Origin of the sequence: Pantoea sp. A4, assembly GCF_000295955.2 — a bacterium.
Classification (GTDB): domain Bacteria; phylum Pseudomonadota; class Gammaproteobacteria; order Enterobacterales; family Enterobacteriaceae; genus Pantoea; species Pantoea multigeneris.
This window is the reverse complement of the sequence record NZ_ALXE01000069.1, coordinates 1-20,725: the sequence shown is the minus strand read 5'-3', so window position 1 is coordinate 20,725 and position 20,725 is coordinate 1. Positions and strand designations below refer to the sequence as shown.

Below are 20,725 nucleotides of genomic sequence, written 5' to 3'. Positions count from 1 at the left end.
CGTTATGCATAAAATGGATAAGCATTGTCACTTTGGTTATAAGAAAAAAAAGATCCAGGTTAAGGCAGTTGATGGGCAATTCTGACAACGAAAAGTAAACAACAAAGATTGAGTTAAAAATGTACTTTACTTTGGTTACTACCTTCCTATAATTACCGGCAATTACACATCAGGAGAATTCAGTTGGACAGTCACCCCTTATTTAAAAACATTAAGGCAAGCTGAAGCACTGATCTCTCTTTGCTGCTTGCCGACCTGGCGGGTAGCAATCCTCAAATTGACGATTGTCTCCCTTTAGTATGCTTAAATGACTAATGAGATATCGTTATCATGATTCTATTCCTGTACGCCCTGTTCCCTCCACCCTTGAATTAAAAGGGTTTTATCCGATCGCGGATGGTTAATGCACTGTTCATTCTTCTTTTCACTAATGAGGAATGCATAACGCTGTCTGCTTTCAACATTTAATTATGGTTTCCATTTCATTGCTGTAATGAAAGGGCTAGCCATGCTTATTTTTTTAACTGATGACTTTTAGTTAATTATATCCGTTTCCTGGTGATTTTTTTAACCAGGGGGAATCAACGCATTTTAAATCTGGAGAATGTCAAATGACTGACATGAAAATTGAAACCCAGAAAAAACAACTCAAAGATATCAACGCCTCCAGCCGTCGGGTGAAAAAAGTCTTACCCATTGACGCTGAAGCGCAGACGACGCTTGAGCAAACTTTTCAACGCCTGCGTAGCAGCCCTGCGGGTCTGAGCGCCAGCGAAGCGGAAGCACGCCTGCAAATCTATGGTGAAAACGCCGTAGCACATGAACGCGCACCTCATGCCATCGTTCAGCTATTGGGGGCATTTAATAATCCGTTCATCTACGTGTTGCTGGCACTGGCGCTGGTCAGCTTCATCACCGACTTTTGGCTGCCTCTGCGGCAGGGTGAAGAGACCGATTTAACCGGTGTCACCATCATTTTGACCATGGTGACACTGAGTGGCCTGCTGCGCTTCTGGCAGGAGTTTCGTACCAACAAGGCGGCGCTGGCACTGCGTTCCATGGTGCAAACTACCGTCACTGTGCTGCGCTCCGCGCGCGCAAACAGCGAACCTCAGCAACAGGAAGTGCCGATCGAAACGCTGGTGCCAGGCGATGTGATCTGCCTCTCTGCCGGGGATCTGATCCCGGCGGATGTGCGATTGATCCGATCTCGCGATCTGTTTATCAGCCAGGCCATTTTAAGTGGAGAAGCGCTGCCGGTAGAGAAAACCGATCTCAGCGGTACATCCGACAGCCAGGCGGGCAGCAGCGCAACATTGCCCTTGCTGGATCGCGGTAACGTCTGCCTGATGGGCACCAACGTTGCCAGCGGCACGGCGCAGGCGGTTGTGATTGCCACTGGCGCTGAAACCTGGTTTGGCTCACTGGCCAAAACCCTGGTCGGCAGCCGGACACAAACCGCCTTTGACCGGGGTGTGAACAGCGTGAGCTGGTTGCTGATCCGCTTCATGCTGGTGATGGTGCCCGTGGTGTTGCTGATCAACGGCTTTAGCAAAGGCGACTGGATGGATGCCACGCTGTTTGCTCTGGCGGTCGCGGTGGGCTTAACCCCAGAAATGCTGCCCATGATTGTCAGTGCGAATCTGGCGAAAGGGGCGATTGCCATGTCCCGGCGCAAAGTGATTGTGAAACGCCTGAACGCGATCCAGAACTTTGGCGCAATGGACATTCTGTGCACCGACAAAACCGGTACGCTGACTCAGGACAACATTATTCTGGCTCAGCATCTGGATAGCCGGGGTACCGACAGCAGCAGAGTGCTTCGCGATGCCTGGCTGAACAGCTACCACCAGAGCGGTAGCCGTAACCTGATGGATCGTGCCATTTTGCGCTTTGCGGAACAGCAACTGAGCACACAAGTGGCGCAGCGCTTTACCAAAGTGGACGAACTGCCGTTTGATTTTATTCGCCGTCGCGTCTCTGTGGTGGTGCAGGATCAACGTGATGACAGCCAGCGTCTGATCTGTAAAGGCGCGGTAGAAGAGATGATGGAGCAGGCGGTTGCGGTACGTGAAGGCAACGACGTCATCGCGCTGACCGATGTCCGCCGTGAAGAGATTATCGCGCTGTCAGAGCGTTTTAATCAGCAAGGGTTCCGCGTGCTGCTGCTCGCGACTCGTGAGCTGGGGCCAGCCGGGTTGCAACAGCCGCTGCACAGCAGCGATGAGCGCGATTTTGTGATTGAAGGCCTGCTGACCTTTCTCGATCCGCCGAAAGAGAGTGCGAACCGGGCCATTAAGGCGCTGCATGAAAACGGCGTGGCGGTGAAAGTGCTGACCGGTGATAACCCGATTGTGACCGCGCGGGTGTGCCAGGAAGTGGGTATTGATAGCAGCGAAGTCCTGACCGGCCCAGAAATTGAACGCATGGATGATGAGGCGCTCCAGATCGCCGCAGAACGTTGCACCGTGTTTGCCAAACTGACACCGCAACAGAAATCCCGCATTCTCAATGTGTTGCAGAAAAATGGTCATACCGTCGGGTTCCTCGGTGATGGCATCAATGACTCACCCGCACTGCGTGAAGCGGACGTCGGGATTTCCGTTGATAGCGCGGCGGATATCGCCAAAGAGTCATCTGACATTATCCTGCTGGAAAAAGATTTAATGGTGCTGGAAGAGGGGGTAATAAAAGGGCGTGAGACTTTTGGCAACATCATCAAATACCTCAACATGACCGCCAGTTCGAATTTTGGCAACGTGTTCTCGGTGTTGGTGGCCAGTGCCTTTATTCCCTTTTTACCGATGCTGGCGATTCACTTACTGATTCAGAACCTGCTGTACGATATCTCCCAGCTGGCGCTGCCATGGGACAAAATGGACAAGGAGTTTTTACGTAAACCACGTAAATGGGATGCGGGTAATATCAAACGCTTCATGCTGTGGATTGGGCCAACCTCATCCATCTTTGATATCACCACCTTCGCGCTGATGTGGTATGTGTTCCACGCCAATACTCCGGCGGTTCAGGGACTGTTCCAGTCCGGCTGGTTTATTAAGGGCTGCTGTCACAGACCCTGGTTGTGCATATGCTGCGTACGCAAAAGATTCCGTTTATTCAGAGCCGTGCGGCGCTGCCAGTGATGTTAACCACAATCTGTATTATGGCGATTGGCATCGGCCTGCCTTTCTCTCCGCTGGGGAGCCTGGTGGGATTAGAGCCACTGCCATGGGAATATTTCCCCTGGTTAGTCGCTACCCTGTTCAGCTACTGCGTGGTGGCTCAGGGTATGAAAATGCTCTACGTCAAACGCTTTGGTCAGTGGTTCTGAGGAGGCACGTATGCAGACAGATGAAAACAAAGTGTGCCAGCTCTGCCTTGGGCTGAGTGGGGTCCTGATTGCAATCTCGGGGATCTGCATGTTGTTGACGTAGGAGAATGCTATGCGTAAATCTTCTCTGAAACCGGTATTTGGCTCAATGGTGTTACTGCTGGTGATATTGGTGATTCTCACTGTAGTCATTCGGTAATGTCAGGCCCGCAGCGCGTTCAGGCTGCGGGCCTGGTTTTTCACCCTTGCCGGTTCCACGGCAACCTTCCCAACAGACGAGCCATGCCACACCAGCCGGTCACCCCCGCAAAAATCTGTCCTGCTCCAATCAGCGAAGGCAGAAAATAGAAATAATACGAAAAGGCTGAACCCAGCAGCACACCGGCCATGATCATAAAGCCGGCCAGCATCTGCACCTGACGGCTGAGCGGCAGCGGTAATGAGGGATTGAATACCGTGATGAATTGCGCTTTTTTCCAGCCGTTTAACCCATTTTTCAACATGCAGACTTCCGCGCCCTGTGCCATAACCTCGAGCCGCGCAGCCAGCGCAGCGGTCCGTTGCCCGGTCTGGCAGTAAAACACCACCTGTTTACCCACCAACGACAGATGCGACAACACACCGCTTTCACTGCAAGGAAACGGCAGTGAAAGTGCGCCCTGAATATGTTCCAGTTGCCAGGCATCGGTATCGCGAATATCAATCAGTAGCGCCCCTTGATTAAGTAACGGTTGAATCTCAAGTGGGGTGAGGATTTTCATGGCGAATTCCAGCGGGAAGGTAAATGGACGCGGCAGGGTAGCGGGATAAAACGCGTACAAACACAAGACCAGGCTTGTTTTTGGGTTGCGGGTATTTTCCATCCGCAGCTATCTAAAGTCCGATTTATGCATTACCGGGCAAAGGGATAGCTGCAACCGGGCTTTTTGAATACTCTCCGGCGAGACGGAATACATTTTCACGGATTCGATATGATTAGAAAACTCCTCGCGCTGGGCTTACCGCTGGCTATCGGCTTTATCTCGCAAACCACCATCTCCTTCACGGATGCCATGCTGATTTCCCGACTGGGTAATCAGGACCTTTCCGGCGCAACCCTCGGCATCAGCCTGTTTAGCCTGGTGATGCTGATGGGGATTGGTATTCTTCTGGCCTTTGGGCCGCACATGGCCCGGGCGTTCCGGCAGGATGATTTCGCGCGGCTAAGAAAATGGTTTGCGCAGGGGATTTGGCTGGCGCTGATCCTTGGCGTGGTGGGGATGGCGATTCTGTACAATACCGGGCGCATTCTGACCCTGTTTAACGTCAGTGACGATCTGGCGCAAATCGCCCAGCAGTACAATCAGGGGGCTGCGCCGGGCATCGTGTTCCTGTTTTTGTTTGTACACAGCCGCTGCCTGATGTCCTCGGTGGGTAAACCGGGCTATTTGACGATTATCATGTTGCTGACGGTGCCGGTGAATTTTCTCGTGGCATATGTGGCGATCCTCGGGTTCAACCACACGGGTGGCGCGGGGGTATTGGGTGGGGGACTCTCCAGCTCGCTGATTCGGGCGGTATTACTGATCTCGGCGGTTTGTTTACTGACGCGTGGGCGTCCGTTTCGCCATCTCTCTCTCACCCTGCAACCGGGACGGCTGGACTGGCAAGCGATACGCACCGTGCTGGCCGCCGGTTTGCCAATGGGGGTGCGAATTGCGCTCAGCGAAGGCTTCCTGCCCACAGCCGCGTTTTTGATTGCTGGATTTGGGCTGGAAGCCACCACGGTTCATAGCTTTGCTCTGCGCACCGAATCGTTAATTACCGTGTTTACCATCGGCTTGTCGGGTGCCGCAGGAACGCTGGCGGCATGGTGCGCAGCAGAAAATGACTGGGTCGGGTTGCGCCGACTGCGCTACGGACTCCTGAGTGTCGCTTTCGGCTATGTCTTGCTGGTAGGTGGGGCGATTGCCTTGTTCTACCCGCAGATTCAACGCTATATCTACGATGTGACGGATGCGCACATCATCAGCATGATGTGGAATCTTTTACCGCTGCTCTTAATCGCTTTCCTGTTTAACACCCTTGGCAGTTGCTACAACGGTTTCCTGGTGGGCATGATGGATACGCGCTGGCCGACGCTGGTGGTGATTGGCAGCTACTGGGTGATCGGTTTGGGTGGGGGTTTTATAGTGGCACGTTATTTTCACGCGGGTTTTTACAGCTACTGGATCGCGCTGGGGGTCAGTAACCTGATTATTGCGGCCTATAACTTTTACCGCACCGGTGTCCATGTTCAGCGGATGGTGCGGGAGAGGTTACACGAGCCACAGCCCGCAGTGAGCGGCTGACACGGCTTTCGGACATGCCGGTCAAGGGACTGCCTTGTTTCCGGGGAATGTGCAGACAGTTTAGCGGATTTGGTGCGATGCGTTGAGGAAACGTCGGGGCAGGGGATTTACATGCCAGGCAAGCAGCCAATGTCTGGCTGCTTTGATGAGTGGCGAGATTTACTCTTCGTCGCGCTCTTTGGCGGCACGCTGGCGTTCGTAATGTTCATCTTCTGCGGCAATGATTTCATCCAGCAGCGAGCCCATATCAACATCATGCAGCTCTTCAACAAACATCCCGGTCAGCACCGTTTCTGGGGTGAGCTTACCTTCTTCGTATAACAGCCAGATCTCTTTTGCATAGCGAGTTTGCAGCAACTGCGGGGCAAACTGGCCGTAATAGGCGGTGATGTTATTGACATCACGTTCGAACATCGACTCTGCGTGGTTGTTCGCCGCCGCATCCACCGCCTGCGGCAGGTCGATAATTACCGGGCCTTCCGCATCCAGCAGTACGTTAAACTCTGACAGGTCGCCATGCACAATCCCGGCACACAACATGCGCACGATATTGCGGATCATGGTGTGGAAATCAGCCACCGCATCGGCTTCTGATAAGGTGACATCGCTGAGACGCGGAGCCACAGCCCCTTCGGCATCCGTGACCAGTTCCATTAACAGCACGCCATCAATACACAGGTACGGCTCAGGCACGCGAACACCCGCTTTGGCCAGACGGAACAGGGCTTCGACTTCTGCCGTCTGCCACTCTTCTTCCTGCTGCTTGCGGCCAAATTTAGAGCCTTTCTGCATCGCGCGCGCGTTACGTGAATTGCGCACTTTGCGCCCTTCCTGATACTGCACCGCCTGCTTAAAGCTGCGCTGCGTCGCTTCTTTGTACACTTTGGCACACTGGATTTTGTCGCCGCACAGCACGGTGTAAACGTCCGCTTCTTTGCCGCTTTTCAGCCGCTGAAGCACGTTATCGATCAGGCCATCATCGACCAGAGGTTGGATTCGGTTTGGGATTTTCATGCGGCTTTATACCTCATTTAAGCCACTTTTCGTATCACTAAAACAGCCTGCGTGCTGCTCAGTGTAAAACTGTGTTGCCATCGTTGAATTTCCTCCCGTTGCTGGAGAAGACATTACTGATCTGTATGGGTTTGGGCAATGGGGGAAATCGTAAACCGGGGCAATTTTCAGCAGGCTTTTTTGCGGTGGTCTGGCGCAGGATAGCCGTTACCTGTAGCTCTGGATGTGTCTGTTTTGATCAGAAAGGGAGCGATAAATGCGGCCACCTCTACCGTGTTTCTTTTATTGCTCATGTGGCAAAAGCAGCAGATACATCGCTAATAGATATGCCGGAGTGAATAACTGGCCGCTGTAGGCACAGCCGGTGGCGTGCCAATATCGCGTCCAGATATCACTCCGCCTCATCAGCACATCAGTGATTTAATTTGCTGATAGAGCTGGGAAAACTTTTCGCGCTGCGGCTGCCAGGCTTGATAACGTGCGCTATCCGGTTGATGGCGTTGCACCAGCTTCGGTGCGGGCCATTCACTCTGCGGATCAATCGCCAGCTGCGCCAGGCGCGCGGCACCCAGAGCCGGGCCTACTTCGCCGCCGTGGCAATAATCCAGGGTTAAGCCGCTGATGTCCGCCAGCATTTGCCGCCAGTAGCCACTGCGCGCGCCACCGCCAATCAGCATCACCGTTTCCGGTTGCACGCCACACTCATGCACGGCTGCCATCCCTTCCGCCAGCGCAAAGCCCACTCCCGCCAGCACCGCGTGTGCCAGTTCGGGACGTCGATGTTGATGGGTCAAACCAAAGAAAACACCCTGCGCCTGTGGATTGTTGTGCGGCGTTCGTTCGCCGGAGAGATAAGGCAGGAACCAGATGGGTGTCGCGTGACTGCTGGCTTTTTCCGCTTCTGCCAATAGCTCGGGCACATCTTTACAGCCGGTGAGTGTGGCTGCCCAGTCAAGACAGGATGCGGCACTCAGCATCACCGACATCAAATGCCAGCGGCTGGGTAGCGCATGACAAAAGCTGTGAACGGCACGCTGCGGGTTGCTGAGGTAGCCTTCACTCACCAGGAAATAGACGCCAGAAGTGCCGAGCGACAGCATGCCCTGACCCGGTGCCACCATACCCACCCCCACCGCACCTGCGGCATTATCGCCACCGCCCGCGACGATCGGTATGGTGCGCATATTCCAGCGTGCAGCGACTTCCGGTGATAAGTTACCCGTGATTTGGTTACCTTCATAAAGTGTGGGCATCTGGCGGCGATTAAGATTGCAGGCGCTGAGCATGACGTCGCTCCAGTCGCGCTTTGCCACATCCAGCCACATCGTGCCTGCCGCATCGGACATGTCGCTGGCAAAGTCACCGCTCATGCGCCAGCGCAAGTAATCTTTGGGCAGCAGGACTTTAGCCACTCGCCTGAACAGATCGGGCTCCTGCTGCTGCACCCATAACAACTTGGGCGCGGTAAAGCCCGGCATCATCAGGTTGCCGGTGATGCGACGGGAATCGGGTACGCGCAGCTCCAGTTCCCGGCACTGCTCACTGCTGCGCCCGTCATTCCACAAAATCGCCGGACGCAGCACCTGATTTTCGGCATCCAGCAAGGTCGCGCCATGCATCTGGCCACTCAAGCCAATCGCGCTCACCTTGCTGAGATCGTGCTGCTGCGCCAGCGCTTGCATCGCTTTATCCGTGGCGGTCCACCAGCTTTCGGGATCTTGCTCACTCCATAACGGCTGCGGACGCGATACCTGTAACGGCGAGGTTTCTACGGCGATGACCTGCCCTTGAGTATCCAGCAATACCACTTTGACGCCGGAGGTGCCTAAATCGATCCCGATAACCATGTTAAGCTCCTGAAAGAATTAGAAATCGTAAAGATAGTGATTCACCAAATTTTCTAGCTGCTCCTGGCGTCCACTACGATGCTGCGGATTCAGCTGTTGCTGTTGAGCATGCGCGGCCAGTGATGCCAGCGAAAACTCGCCTTTCAAAATTTGCTGGCCGAACTCACCATTCCAGCCGCTATAGCGCTGCGCCACTCGCCGATCAAGCTCGCCATCCTGCACCATACGCGCTGCGACTTTAAGTGCCAGCGCCATGGTGTCCATGCCGCCAATGTGGCCGTAGAAAAGATCATATTTATCCGTGCTTTGTCGGCGAACTTTGGCATCAAAGTTTAAACCGCCTGTGGTAAATCCGCCCGCTTTGATGATCTCGTACATCACCAGCGCATTTTCCTCTACGCTTATCGGGAACTGGTCAGTATCCCAACCACACTGGATGTCGCCACGGTTGGCATCCACCGATCCAAAAATCCCCAGCGCGATAGCAGTAGCAATTTCATGATGGAACGAGTGACCTGCCAGCGTGGCGTGGTTAGCCTCAATGTTCACTTTGATCTCTTTTTCCAGACCAAACTGTTTCAGGAAACCGTACACGGTCGCTACATCGTAGTCATATTGATGTTTGGTCGGCTCCTGCGGCTTTGGCTCAATCAACAGCATGCCCTGGAAACCGATTTTGTGTTTATGCTCCACCACCATCTGCATGAAACGACCAATTTGTTCCCGTTCCTGGCGCAGGTCGGTATTCAACAGCGTTTCATAGCCCTCACGGCCGCCCCACAGTACGTAGTTTTCACCGCCCAGCGTTTGCGTGGCTTGCATTGCACTGCACACCTGACTGGCGGCCCAGGCAAATATTTCCGGATCGGGACTGGTGGCGGCACCGGCACCGTAACGGGGATGCGTAAAGCAGTTTGCCGTTCCCCAGAGCAGTTTCACGCCGGTTTCCTGCTGTTTTTCCAGCAGCTTGTCGGTCATTGCCACCAGGTTCTCGCGATAGCTACGCAGTGAATCCCCCTCGGGTGAAACATCGACATCATGGAAGCAGTAATAGGGCACATTCAGTTTGTGGAAGAACTCAAAGGCCACGTCCGCTTTCTGTTTCGCCAACTGCAAGGCATCGCCATTTTTCTGCCACGGGCGATCAAACGCGCCAACACCAAACATATCCGCACCGTTCCAGCAGAAGGTGTGCCAGTAACATGCGGCGAAGCGCAGATGCTGCGCCATGGTTTTACCGAGAATCACCTCATCAGGATTGTAATGGCGGAACGCCAGCGGGTTGGTGGATTTGGCCCCTTCATAACGAACGCGCTCAAGCTGGTCGAAATAAGCGTGCATGGTGTTGCTCCTTAGCATCAGACCCGAATGGTCAGCAGTGAATCATTATTTTGCTAAAGGGTTACTACAGGTCTCAATTACGATAATTCACACTCAAGTTAAGATAATTATTAATTGTGAGCGCACTCGCAAAAAACGCCGAATGTCGAGTGGGATCATAAAACAGAAAATAAACAAAAAAACGTAATAGCAGGATGAAAATAAGTAATTGATGTTGACTGAAACACAAGGCAACAATTCATTCGCCTGGTTCATAGCCTTACAACGACAATAGCCTCAACCTACAGGATGACCATGATGAAAATGAAACACACCTTGTTAGCTGCCTGCGCTGCGCTGGCTCTGTTTAGCCATGTGGGCATGGCGAAAGAAGTGAAAATCGGCATGGCGATTGATGATCTCCGCCTGGAGCGCTGGCAGAAAGATCGCGATATTTTCGTTAAACAGGCCGAATCTCAGGGCGCGACGGTGTTTGTGCAGTCGGCCAACGGCAATGAAGAGACGCAGATGTCACAGATTGAAAATATGATCAATCGCGGCGTTGATGTACTGGTCATTATTCCTTATAACGGTCAGGTGTTAAGTAATGTGGTGGCGGAAGCCAAACGTGAAGGCATTAAAGTTCTGGCGTATGACCGCATGATAAATAATGCCGATATCGATTTTTATATCTCCTTCGACAATGAAAAAGTCGGCGAATTACAGGCTGAAAGTATTGTTAAGCAGGTGCCTAAGGGTAACTATTTTTTGATGGGCGGATCGCCGGTGGATAATAATGCCCGCCTGTTCCGTGCCGGGCAGATGAAGGTACTAAAACCCTATATTGATAACGGCAGCATCAAAGTGGTGGGCGATCAGTGGGTGGATGCCTGGCTGCCAGAGAATGCGCTGAAAATTATGGAAAATGCCTTAACGGCGAACGGTAACCACATTGACGCGGTGGTCGCTTCCAATGATGCCACCGCAGGCGGAGCTATTCAGGCACTGAGTGCGCAAGGTCTGGCCGGGAAAGTGGCAATATCAGGACAGGACGCCGATCTGGCCGCTATTAAGCGCATCATAGGCGGTACACAAACCATGACGGTGTATAAACCCATTACTCAGCTCGCCACTGAAGCCGCCAAAATTGCCGTGGAACTCGGTAATAACCAAACCCCCGCCAGCAACGGCAAACTGAATAACGGCCTGAAAGATGTACCCTCGCGCCTGCTGACGCCAATCCCGGTGAATAAAGACAATATCGAAAGCACCGTGGTGAAAGACGGTTTCCACAAACAGAGCGATCTCTAATCGTCTGCTGAGAGGGGAAATAGCGATGCTGCTGGAAATGAACCATATCACCAAGCGTTTCGGCGCGGTGAAAGCGCTGGATAACATCAGCATAAAGCTGGATGCGGGCGAAGTGATGTCTTTGTGCGGCGAAAATGGCTCTGGCAAATCGACGCTGATGAAAATCCTGTGCGGGCTCTATCCGCACGGCGAGTTTGACGGCGAAATTCACTTTGCTGGCGATCCGGTCCAGGCACAAACCATCCGCGATACCGAACGTAAAGGGATTGTGATTATTCACCAGGAGCTGGCCTTGGTGCGCCAGCTCAGCGTGATGGAGAACATTTTCCTGGGTGCCGAAGTGGGGCGCTTTGGCATGGTGGATGATGAAACCATGACGCTGCGCTGCCAGCAACTGCTGGCGAGAGTCAAACTGGATGTTGCACCCGAGACGAAAGTGGGCGAGCTGGGGCTGGGTCAGCAGCAGTTGGTTGAGATTGCCCGCGCGCTCAACAAACAGGTGCGCCTGCTGATTCTCGATGAACCCACTTCGTCACTCACCGAGCAGGAAACGGAGGTGCTGTTAAGCATCATCAACAACCTGCGCGAGCATGGCATTGCCTGCATTTACATCTCGCACAAACTCAATGAAGTGAAAGCCATCTCCGATACCATCTGTGTGATCCGCGATGGTCAACATATCGCCACATGCCCGGCAGCGGGTTTGAGCGAAGATGACATCATCACCATGATGGTAGGCCGTGAGCTGACGGCACTCTATCCACATCAGCCGCACGACATTGGCGAAACGATCCTGGAAGTGAAGAACCTCACCGCCTGGCATCCGGTGAACCGCAGCGTGCGTCGGGTGAATAACGTCTCGTTCAGCCTCAAACGCGGCGAAATCCTCGGCATTGCCGGGCTGGTCGGCGCGGGTCGCACAGAGACGGTCCAGTGTTTATTTGGCGTCTGGCCCGGCCGCTGGCAGGGGGAGATTTCGATAAACGGCACGCCGGTGAAGATCAATGATTGCCGTGAAGCCATAGCGCATGGCATCGCGATGGTGCCGGAAGATCGCAAAAAAGATGGCATTGTGCCGCTGATGGCGGTGGGGAAAAACATCACCCTGGCGGCACTCGACCAGTTCAGCCAGCGCTTCTCCACCGTGGATGAAGCGGCCGAACAGCAGGCGATCAATGATGCAATTCGTCGCCTGCGCGTGAAAACCTCCTCGCCCGAGCTGGCAATCGGACGACTCAGCGGCGGCAATCAGCAAAAAGCCATTCTGGCTAAGTGCCTGTTGCTCAATCCCAAAATCCTGATCCTTGATGAGCCGACGCGCGGCATTGATGTCGGCGCACGTCAGGAGATTTACCTGCTGATCAATGCGCTGGTGCAAGAGGGTATCTCGGTGATTGTGATCTCTTCCGAACTGCCCGAAGTACTGGGCCTGAGCGATCGCGTTTTGGTCATGCACGAAGGGCAAATCAAAGCCGATTTGATTAACAACCATCTGACTCAGGAGCAGGTGATGGAAGCTGCTCTGCGGAGTGAACATTATGCTTAAGTCTGAGAGTACGCAAAGCCTGCCGGGCACCCCCGGCAAACCAACACCGGGTAAATTCCCGCGCTTCAATCTGCAAGTGCTGGTGATGCTGGGGGCGATTGTGCTGATTGCGCTGTTCTTCACCTGGACCACTGACGGTGCGTGGCTCAGCCCGCGCAACGTCTCCAACCTGCTGCGCCAGACGGCGATCACCGGCATCCTCGCCGTCGGCATGGTATTTGTGATTATCTCCGCCGAGATCGATCTCTCCGTGGGGTCGATGATGGGTTTACTCGGTGGTGCGGCGGCCATTTTCGATGTCTGGCTGGGCTGGCCGCTGCCGCTCACCATTGTGGTCACGCTGGTCATGGGCCTGCTGCTCGGCACCTGGAATGGCTGGTGGGTGGCGTATCGCAAAGTGCCTTCCTTTATCGTCACCCTGGCCGGGATGCTGGCGTTTCGCGGCATTCTGGTAGGGATCACCGATGGTACCACCGTCGCCCCAACCAGCCCGGCGATGTCGCAGATCGGGCAAAGTTATCTGCCTGGCGGTGTGGGCTTTGGCTTTGGTTTTGTCGGACTGGCGCTGTTTATCCTTTGGCAGTGGCGCTTACGTTTGCGTCGTCAGCAGTTGGGACTGGCCCAACCGGCGGCAACGGGAACGCTAGCGCGTCAGGCGATCACCGCCGTGCTGGTGCTGGGGGCGATCTGGCTGCTGAATGACTATCGCGGCGTGCCAACTCCGGTGTTGCTGCTGGCGCTGTTGTTGCTGGCGGGGATGTTTATGGCGACGCGTACCGCCTTTGGTCGCCGGATTTACGCGATTGGCGGCAACATTGATGCCGCGCGGCTTTCCGGGATTAACGTGGCACGCACCAAGCTGGCGGTGTTTGCCATTAATGGTGTGATGGTGGCGATTGCGGGATTGATCCTCAGTTCACGTCTTGGTGCCGGTTCACCCTCCGCCGGTAATATTGCTGAACTGGATGCGATAGCTGCCTGCGTGATTGGCGGCACCAGCCTCGCGGGCGGTGTGGGCTCAGTGGCCGGTGCGGTGATGGGCGCTTTTATCATGGCTTCGCTAGATAACGGCATGAGCATGATGGATGTACCCACCTTCTGGCAATACATCGTCAAAGGGGCCATTTTGCTGCTGGCCGTGTGGATGGATACCGCCACGCGCCGTCGGGTGTAATCGTGAAGATGATCACAATGTGGCGCAGACCATTTTTGCTCACCTTGTCGCCATGCTATGCAATGGGCAGAGGTCTTAATGGAACGCGCCACCATGCATGAGAAACGTTACCGCATTACGTTACTGTTTAACGCCAACAAGGCGTATGACCGCCAGGTGGTGGAGGGCGTTGGCGAATATTTGCAGGCCTCGCAAACCGACTGGGATATTTTCATTGAGGAGGATTTTCGCTGCCGCATTGAAAATATCCGCGAGTGGCTGGGTGATGGCGTGATCGCCGACTTCGACGACAGTTTAATCGAAACGCTGCTAGCCAATGTTGCGGTGCCGATTGTCGGCGTGGGTGGCTCTTATCATCAGCCACAAGATTACCCACCGGTGCATTATATTGCGACTGACAACGCCGCGCTGGTGGAGAGTGCCTTCTTGCATCTGAAGGACAAAGGGATCAACCGTTTTGCGTTTTATGGTTTGCCGCCGTCCAGCGGTAAACGTTGGTCGCAGGAGCGCGAGCAGGCATTTCGCCAGTTAGTGATGCGTGAACGTTATCAGGGGGTGGTGTACCAGGGCATGGAAACCGCCCCGGAAAACTGGCAGCACGCACAAAACCGCCTCGCCGACTGGCTGCAAACCCTGCCGCCGCAAACTGGCATTATTGCCGTCACCGATGCGCGTGCGCGTCATCTGCTGCAAGCCTGTGAGTATTTAAAGATTCCGGTGCCGGAGAAGTTAACGGTGATCGGCATTGATAACGAAGAGCTGACACGCTATCTCTCCCGCGTGGCGCTCTCCTCCGTGGCACAGGGCACGCGGCAGATGGGCTACCAGGCCGCGAAGTTGCTGCATCGCCTGTTGGATAAACAGTCGCTACCGCTACAGCGCATTCTGGTGCCGCCAGTGAAAGTGATTGCCCGCCGCTCCACTGATTTCCGCTCGCTAAACGACCCGGCAGTGGTTCAGGCTATGCATTACATTCGTTTCAACGCCTGCAAAGGCATTAAAGTGGAGCAGGTGCTGGATGCGATTGGCATGTCACGATCCAATCTGGAAAAACGTTTCCGGGATGAGACCGGCGATACCATCCACGCCATGATTCACCGCGAAAAGCTGGAAAAAGCGCGTGAGCTGCTGGCCAGCTCTTCACTGAACATTAATGAGATCTCGCAGATGTGCGGCTATCCCTCATTGCAGTATTTCTATTCGGTGTTTAAGAAAAGCTACGCCAGTACGCCAAAAGAGTATCGCCAGCTTCATGGTGAGAATGTTCTGTAGCGAGGCAGGTGTTTGGCGTCAAAGCTGAGTTCAGATGCCCGGGAGGGAAGGCGATTTCCTGGACTCTCCGGAGAGCGTCCGCACCCCCCGAGTCTGATCAAAATATCATTAGGTGCAATGAGTCCAGCAAAGTACCGGCAGCATCTGGGGATCACAACATAACAGCCCAGGAAAACATCCACATCTCCTTAGCGGACATTACAACTTTGTCTCTACATTTGGCGCTTGATTGGCGTTTGTTTGTGCTGGGCCTCGTTGTTTTTGGCGGGGGGAATTAGGACACTTCCGTTTAGACTACCTCTGTTTTTAACGGGAAAATCATCACGGGGCCTTCACTAAAATGGGTTCACAAAATTGCTCCTCGCTAAAGCGCTGGATTTTCCTTTCTGCGGGCGAAAGATCGCAGATCAAACTGATCCGATCGTTTTTTGAATATCCCGAGAAAGGCCCACCAATACTTCCTCCGCTATAAATGCTGCGTTTTTGCCCCTGAAGATCGTCAGCGATCAACGCCCAGCGCCCGACACGATCCTGAGGGCCAATCGGAATAAACAGATTCCAGTTACCGGGAGGCGTCAGGGAGAAATGCCCGCTGCTGCTGGTTTGTGTTATAGCGATTGGCTGGTCGTAGTCAGTTAACGTAACTGTCATCCCAGCCAGTGGCTTGCCTGCGTCAGATAATGTGATCCACTACAATTCAGGGAACGGCTTGCGCGTACGGGTCTGGCGCAGCGGGTGCGGTACCGGCGGGTCGTCCACGCGGCCTGTGCGCTCGTCGCTGAAGCCATGCTGGATAAGGAGGCGCTTCAGGTGGCTCTGGGCCGAAAGTTCTGACGACAGACCAGAAGCGGGAAGCCGTGGAGGTCATGGGTGAGACAACGGGTCTGTCGCAACGCCGTGCCTGCAGGCTGGCTGGTCTGTCCCTTTCAACCTGCCGTTATTCGGCTCAGCGTCCGGCTGCTGACGCGCAACTGTCTCTGCGCATCACAGAGCTGGCACTTGAACGTCGCCGCTTTGGTTACCGGCGCATCTGGCAGTTATTGCGTCGTGAGGGCATTCACGTCAACCACAAGCGGGTTTAACGCATCTATCACCTTAACGGTCTGGGTGTAAAACGCTGGCGACGCTGTAAGGGTCTGGCGACTGAGCGGCTTCCGCTTCTCCGCCCGGATGCGCCGAACCTGACATGGGCGATGGATTTTGTCATGGATGCACTTACCAGTGGCCGCCGGATTAAGTGCCTGACCTGCGTGGATGATTTCACGAAGGAGTGTCTGACGATCACCGCCGCTTTCGGTATTTCAGGCGTTCAGGTCGCGCGTATTCTGGACGACATCGCGCTGTCTCAAAGCTATCCGGCAACGATAAGAACCGATCAGGGCCCGGAATTTACCTGCCGCGCGCTCGATCAGTGGGCTTTTGAGCATGGCGTAGAGCTGCGACTTATCCAGCCGGGTAAGCCAACACAGAGCGGATTTATTGAGAGTTTTAACGGACGCTTTTGGGATGAATGCCTGAATGAGCACTGGTTCAGCGATATTTTTCATGCCCGGAAAATCATTAATGACTGGCGGCAGGACTATAACGAGTCCAGACCCCATTCATAGCTGAATTACCAGACGCCGCTTGAATTTGCAGCATGCTGGCGAAACGGGAAACATGAAGAAAAACCAACCAACATTACTAACTGAAGGTTGTATCTAATACTGGGGGCAGGTCAGCACTGCGCCAGTCGGGGGAGTCCTGCATTAACAGATATCCTTCTGAAAGTTAGAAGGATATCTAATTTATAGATTAGAGGGCGGTTAATGGAGACGGTTCTGACTGGACGCTTACAATGAAACTGCATGAGCTGAACATTACGCCGTCCCACAGCAGGCCGCGGGTGCGTAATGATAACGCGTATGCGGAGTCGCTGTTCTGTACCCTGAAGTCTGTCCCGCAGTGGCCGTCATCGGGGTTCAGAATGCTGGAAGATGCGCGTAACTGGGTGACCAAATTTACCCGCTGGTATAACGAAGAGCACTGTCACAGCGGAATACGGTATGTCACGCCGGGCGAACGGCACCGGGGTGAAGACAGAGTCCTGCTGGAAAAAGGTGATGCACTGTACCGTGAGGCCCAGAAAGCGCGTCCGGAACGGGAAAACAGGCGGCATAAATTAACTAAGAGTGTCAACTACCTTGACACTTACCGAACGATAGAAATGAAAAAGCCCGGCTTAGCCGGGCTTCATGCAAAACGCACTATGGAATTAAGCAGCTTTCTGCTTTTCTTTGAGTTTGCCATGCAACTCATTTCCTTCAAACTTGCCGTCCTGCATCATATGGGGGGCCGCCTGAAGTAATTCTTCCATTGCGACGCCCATACGGGTGAAAACGTCAGTTACTGCGTAATGCTTCTGAGTTTTCTTGTCACTATGCGTCATAGTCATGATTTCCTCTTAGAGGTCAAGCCTCGTCATCCGGTTGTGGATGTCAGGCGCAGCATTCTACCACTGCGCAGAAATTTATCTACTGTTTCTTAGTAGTAATGTAACGTCGTACTACATCGCTAATTGTAGCAAAAGGTGCCGAAAGCAGGTTGATGTCACCTTCAAACCCGAATTTCTTATAGTGCCCAGCTACTTTGTGATTAAGCGATTCAGGGATTCGAATTTCGGTACATCCAACAGCAGCACCGAAAAGATAAACACCCCAAAGTGTAATCATAAACATATTGCCGTAAAGGGGATGAGCGACATCATCTTCCTTCACAAAAGACTCAACAAAGTGAATCTCAATAACGCCACTTTCCTCATCAAAGGTACACAAAGCGGCGCCAGATGGAATATGCCTTAAGGGCCCTGCCAGTAGTTTAAGACAAAACTCAAACTTGTCATCCCGGTTTCCATAGCGTGAAAAACCATGATCCCACTCAAGCTGGGAAAAACCGGACGTCAGGATTGCATAATCTTCATCGTTGATAGGACCAACGGCTAAAGGCAACTTCATGTTGTCTAAGAGCATCTGAAGGTTACTGATGCTTAGACTAGCAATCTGCTCTAAGTTCAATTCTCTATCCTTACTAACGGCATTAATGGCGGACTACTTTAATGTCATTTTCGGACAAAGGCTATAAATCTTTAATGGGACTTTATCAGAGCATTTTCAAGTCTGGCTACCTATCACTGCAACTTGTGGCAGAACACAAAATCTACAACTAACCCCAGCAGGAACTCAACATTTTTCTGACTGCTAATTTTTTCTCGCGCACAAAATGCTTGAATCAGCCAAAATGTGAAAGTTCACTTTTCAGTTTTTTAGCACCCGGCTTTTTCAAAAAACCTCATGCGGCCAATCGCCCCACTGACGTCCTCAAATACATCCTAAGCGGTTTTCTCAATTTACCACTTCCATGCCCAACCCGATTACGGGCGCCCGCCTCCGAGCGGCAGGCGCAGCATGTGCATACATGTTTGCACCCCCTGCATCACGCCAGTGCTGCTGACTTCTGCCAACTTGCGGCAAGCAAGGATAAAGAGTACGACGGGCAGCCTACTCAGTATGCCTGAGTCCACACTGGTGAACCGGGGAAGGTCAGCGACGGATGTTAAGGGGGCATGGCTTCGATGACGTGCTGGCTGGCGGAGCTTCCGTAGTAGTCCGCGATGGGGAAAGCCCATTACATGGCGAAGGGGAGCAGTTTAAATGTGTTTGTTGAGTGAACTAACTGACCTAATGAGGTGAAGACCTTTGATAATCAGCGAAATGCAACACAAGCTTGCCATATGGGCAGCAACCGGCCCGTCCCGACGGATAGAACGGCTGCTGCGTCTGATAACACAACCAGAATGGCTGGCTGAAGCCGCGCGGATCACCCTTTCATCAAAGGGGGCGCATACCCCCGACATTGACGGTGTGAGTTAAGCAAAGCTACAGACCAGACTGCCTGCTGAGTTGCAAAGACTCAGAGAAGAACTTCTCTCTGGTTACTACCAGCCCCTGCCTACCAGACGGGTTTATATCCCGAAAAGCAACGGCAAACTGCGACCACTGGTGATCCCCGCGTTGCGGGATCGTATTGTTCAGCGGGCAATGCTGATGGCGATGGAGCCGATCTGGGAGAGTGATTTTCATGCGCTCTCGTATGGGTTCCGGCCTGAACGCAGTGTCCACCATGCGATCCGAACGGTAAAACTTCAATTGACCGACTGCGGTGAAACCCGGGGTCGATGGGTGATTGAAGGTGATCTGTCCAGCTACTTTGATACTGTGCATAATCGCCTACTGATGAAAGCTGTTCGCCGCAGGATCAGTGACTCACGTTTTATGGCCCTGCTGTGGAAAATCATCAAAGCGGGACATATTGATGTTGGTCTCTTTCAGGCGGCCAGTGAAGGCGTACCGCAGGGTGGCGTAATATCGCCGCTACTGTCGAATATCATGCTGAATGAGTTCGATCAATATCTGCATGAACACTACCAGAGCGGTAAAGCCCGAAAGGATCGCTGGTACTGGAATAACAGTATTCAGCGAGGTCGAAGTACGGCGGTCAGAGAAAACTAGCAATGGAGACCCGCGGTAGCGTACTGTCGCTATGCCGATGATTTTGTTCTTATCATCAAAGGCACCAAAGCATAAGTGGAAGCCATCAGGGAGGAGTGCCGAAGCATGCTTGAAGACAGCCTGAAACTCAGGTTTAACATGGACAAGACCAGGATCACCCATGTTAATGACGGTTTTATCTTTCTGGGCCACAGGATCATCCGCAAACGCAGTCATTACAGCGATATGCGGGTGGTCTCGACGATCCCGAAGGAGAAAGCCAGAAACTTCGCTGCGTCGCTAACGGCTTTGTTATCAGGTAATTATAGTGAAAGCAAAATCGATATGGTTGAGAAACTCAACCATAAGCTGAAAAGCTGGGCTGCTTTCTATCAGTTCGTTGATTTTAAAGCCAAAGTATTCAGTTATATCGACCGAGTTGTGTTCTGGAAGCTGGCTCACTGGTTGGCCAGAAAATATCGTAAAGGTATTGCCTACATGATGAGGTGGTGGTGTAAATCGCCGAAACCAGGTCAGAGTAAAACGTGGGTTTTATTTGGTAAAACCCACCACGGGAAGCTCAATGGTGAAGTACTTTACCGGTTGGTCGGGCAAGGCAAGAAGTTGTTCCGCTGGCGCTTGCCAGAAGGTAGCCCTTACCTGAGGACAGAAGCCAGAAATACGTATACATCGCGTTTCACTGAAATAGCAATGGCGTTCGCCAGTGTTTAAACGGAGAGCCGGATGCGCTGAAAGGTGCATGTCCGGTTCGGGGAGGAGAGGCAGGGAAATAGTCCGACTACGCCCTGTCTCTTACTCTACTGCCGTCGGTGGTGCGCGGCCGCTGGATTTATCTATATATGATAATCGACCTGTACAGCCGAAAAATCACCGGGTATGAAGTGCATGAGACAGAAAACGGTGACCAGATGCAGCGCTGATGCAGAGCGCAGCGTAATGCGCGGAGGCTGCTGACGTGAGCCGCTGGTCCTGCATGCGGATAACGGTGCGGCGATGAAATCCCAGACGCTGCAAATGAAACTGCATGAGCTGA

The 20,725-nt window shown here is 53.2% G+C and carries 12 protein-coding genes and 5 pseudogenes; 10 read left to right on the top strand and 7 right to left on the bottom strand.

The annotated features are described in order from the left end of the window. Positions 1-611: 611 nt before the first annotated feature. Both mgtA and mgtU read left to right on the top strand, forming a co-directional pair. Positions 612-3,331: pseudogene (mgtA, locus tag B880_RS25535) on the top strand (magnesium-translocating P-type ATPase). Between the two features lie 112 nt (positions 3,332-3,443). After that, positions 3,444-3,530 carry a magnesium transporter protection protein MgtU gene (mgtU, locus tag B880_RS27410; RefSeq protein WP_369410919.1) on the top strand — a complete coding sequence of 29 codons (87 nt, stop codon included), beginning with the start codon at positions 3,444-3,446 and terminating at the stop codon, positions 3,528-3,530. A 40-nt stretch (positions 3,531-3,570) separates the two neighbouring features. Here the strand turns inward: mgtU and B880_RS0123645 are convergent, their stop codons facing one another. Further along, positions 3,571-4,092, bottom strand: coding sequence for a rhodanese family protein (locus tag B880_RS0123645; RefSeq protein WP_036646754.1), 522 nt, complete (start codon positions 4,090-4,092; stop codon positions 3,571-3,573). A 210-nt stretch (positions 4,093-4,302) separates the two neighbouring features. Here B880_RS0123645 and B880_RS25530 point away from each other — a divergent pair, with 210 nt between their 5' ends. Next, entirely contained in the window at positions 4,303-5,661 is a 1,359-nt protein-coding gene (locus B880_RS25530; protein ID WP_017349937.1) for an MATE family efflux transporter, read from the top strand. A gap of 159 nt (positions 5,662-5,820) precedes the next feature. Here B880_RS25530 and B880_RS0123635 read toward each other — a convergent pair whose 3' ends face one another. From B880_RS0123635 to xylA, 3 genes are all read right to left on the bottom strand, one after another. Next, entirely contained in the window at positions 5,821-6,675 is an 855-nt protein-coding gene (locus tag B880_RS0123635) for a PA4780 family RIO1-like protein kinase (protein ID WP_017349936.1), read from the bottom strand. Positions 6,676-7,079: 404 nt separating this feature from the next. Beyond that, entirely contained in the window at positions 7,080-8,522 is a 1,443-nt protein-coding gene (gene xylB / locus B880_RS0123630) for a xylulokinase (protein WP_017349935.1), read from the bottom strand. Positions 8,523-8,540: 18 nt separating this feature from the next. Then, positions 8,541-9,863, bottom strand: coding sequence for a xylose isomerase (gene xylA, locus B880_RS0123625; protein ID WP_017349934.1), 1,323 nt, complete (start codon positions 9,861-9,863; stop codon positions 8,541-8,543). A 297-nt stretch (positions 9,864-10,160) separates the two neighbouring features. Between xylA and xylF the strand changes: the two genes are divergently transcribed. The 4 genes from xylF (at position 10,161) to xylR (ending at position 15,145) form a co-directional block, all read left to right on the top strand. Next, positions 10,161-11,153 carry a D-xylose ABC transporter substrate-binding protein gene (gene xylF / locus B880_RS0123620; protein WP_017349933.1) on the top strand — a complete coding sequence of 331 codons (993 nt, stop codon included), beginning with the start codon at positions 10,161-10,163 and terminating at the stop codon, positions 11,151-11,153. A 19-nt stretch (positions 11,154-11,172) separates the two neighbouring features. Beyond that, entirely contained in the window at positions 11,173-12,699 is a 1,527-nt protein-coding gene (locus tag B880_RS0123615; RefSeq protein WP_192841095.1) for a xylose ABC transporter ATP-binding protein, read from the top strand. Then, positions 12,692-13,873 (top strand): xylose ABC transporter permease XylH, encoded by a 1,182-nt coding sequence (gene xylH / locus B880_RS0123610; RefSeq protein WP_017349931.1) that lies wholly within the window; start codon positions 12,692-12,694, stop codon positions 13,871-13,873. Before B880_RS0123615 ends, xylH begins: the two co-directional genes overlap by 8 nt. A gap of 93 nt (positions 13,874-13,966) precedes the next feature. Beyond that, positions 13,967-15,145, top strand: coding sequence for a D-xylose utilization transcriptional activator XylR (xylR, locus tag B880_RS0123605; RefSeq protein ID WP_026042875.1), 1,179 nt, complete (start codon positions 13,967-13,969; stop codon positions 15,143-15,145). A 321-nt stretch (positions 15,146-15,466) separates the two neighbouring features. Here xylR and B880_RS25525 read toward each other — a convergent pair whose 3' ends face one another. Then, a complete protein-coding gene (locus tag B880_RS25525) occupies positions 15,467-15,796 on the bottom strand; it encodes a hypothetical protein (RefSeq protein ID WP_017349929.1) in 330 nt (109 codons plus the stop codon). 45 nt (positions 15,797-15,841) lie between these two features. Next, positions 15,842-15,925 (bottom strand): annotated as a pseudogene (locus B880_RS27195) (hypothetical protein); the annotation flags it as partial. Between B880_RS27195 and B880_RS26300 the strand changes: the two are divergent. Beyond that, a pseudogene (locus B880_RS26300) lies at positions 15,917-16,836 on the top strand (IS3 family transposase); the annotation flags it as partial. The pseudogenes B880_RS27195 and B880_RS26300 sit on opposite strands and share 9 nt — an antisense overlap. A 137-nt stretch (positions 16,837-16,973) precedes the next feature. Further along, positions 16,974-17,288, top strand: a pseudogene (locus B880_RS27190) (integrase core domain-containing protein); the annotation flags it as partial. A 370-nt stretch (positions 17,289-17,658) separates the two neighbouring features. On the opposite strand, the gene B880_RS27185 reads toward B880_RS27190, so the two are convergent. Then, positions 17,659-18,198 (bottom strand): hypothetical protein, encoded by a 540-nt coding sequence (locus B880_RS27185; protein ID WP_017349925.1) that lies wholly within the window; start codon positions 18,196-18,198, stop codon positions 17,659-17,661. Positions 18,199-18,894: 696 nt separating this feature from the next. On the opposite strand from B880_RS27185, the pseudogene ltrA reads away from it, so the two are divergent. Further along, a pseudogene (gene ltrA, locus B880_RS25505) lies at positions 18,895-20,403 on the top strand (group II intron reverse transcriptase/maturase). The last annotated feature ends 322 nt before the right edge of the window (positions 20,404-20,725 follow it).

Bases quoted from the DNA above. Each gene is read 5' to 3' on its own strand.
- B880_RS25525 (WP_017349929.1), bottom strand. From the start codon at position 15,796: ATGACAGTTACGTTAACTGACTACGACCAGCCAATCGCTATAACACAA.
- xylA (WP_017349934.1), bottom strand. From the start codon at position 9,863: ATGCACGCTTATTTCGACCAGCTTGAGCGCGTTCGTTATGAAGGGGCC.
- B880_RS0123635 (WP_017349936.1), bottom strand. From the start codon at position 6,675: ATGAAAATCCCAAACCGAATCCAACCTCTGGTCGATGATGGCCTGATC.
- B880_RS0123645 (WP_036646754.1), bottom strand. From the start codon at position 4,092: ATGAAAATCCTCACCCCACTTGAGATTCAACCGTTACTTAATCAAGGG.
- xylF (WP_017349933.1), top strand. From the start codon at position 10,161: ATGAAAATGAAACACACCTTGTTAGCTGCCTGCGCTGCGCTGGCTCTG.
- xylB (WP_017349935.1), bottom strand. From the start codon at position 8,522: ATGGTTATCGGGATCGATTTAGGCACCTCCGGCGTCAAAGTGGTATTG.
- xylR (WP_026042875.1), top strand. From the start codon at position 13,967: ATGCATGAGAAACGTTACCGCATTACGTTACTGTTTAACGCCAACAAG.
- B880_RS25530 (WP_017349937.1), top strand. From the start codon at position 4,303: ATGATTAGAAAACTCCTCGCGCTGGGCTTACCGCTGGCTATCGGCTTT.
- xylH (WP_017349931.1), top strand. From the start codon at position 12,692: ATGCTTAAGTCTGAGAGTACGCAAAGCCTGCCGGGCACCCCCGGCAAA.
- mgtU (WP_369410919.1), top strand. From the start codon at position 3,444: ATGCGTAAATCTTCTCTGAAACCGGTATTTGGCTCAATGGTGTTACTG.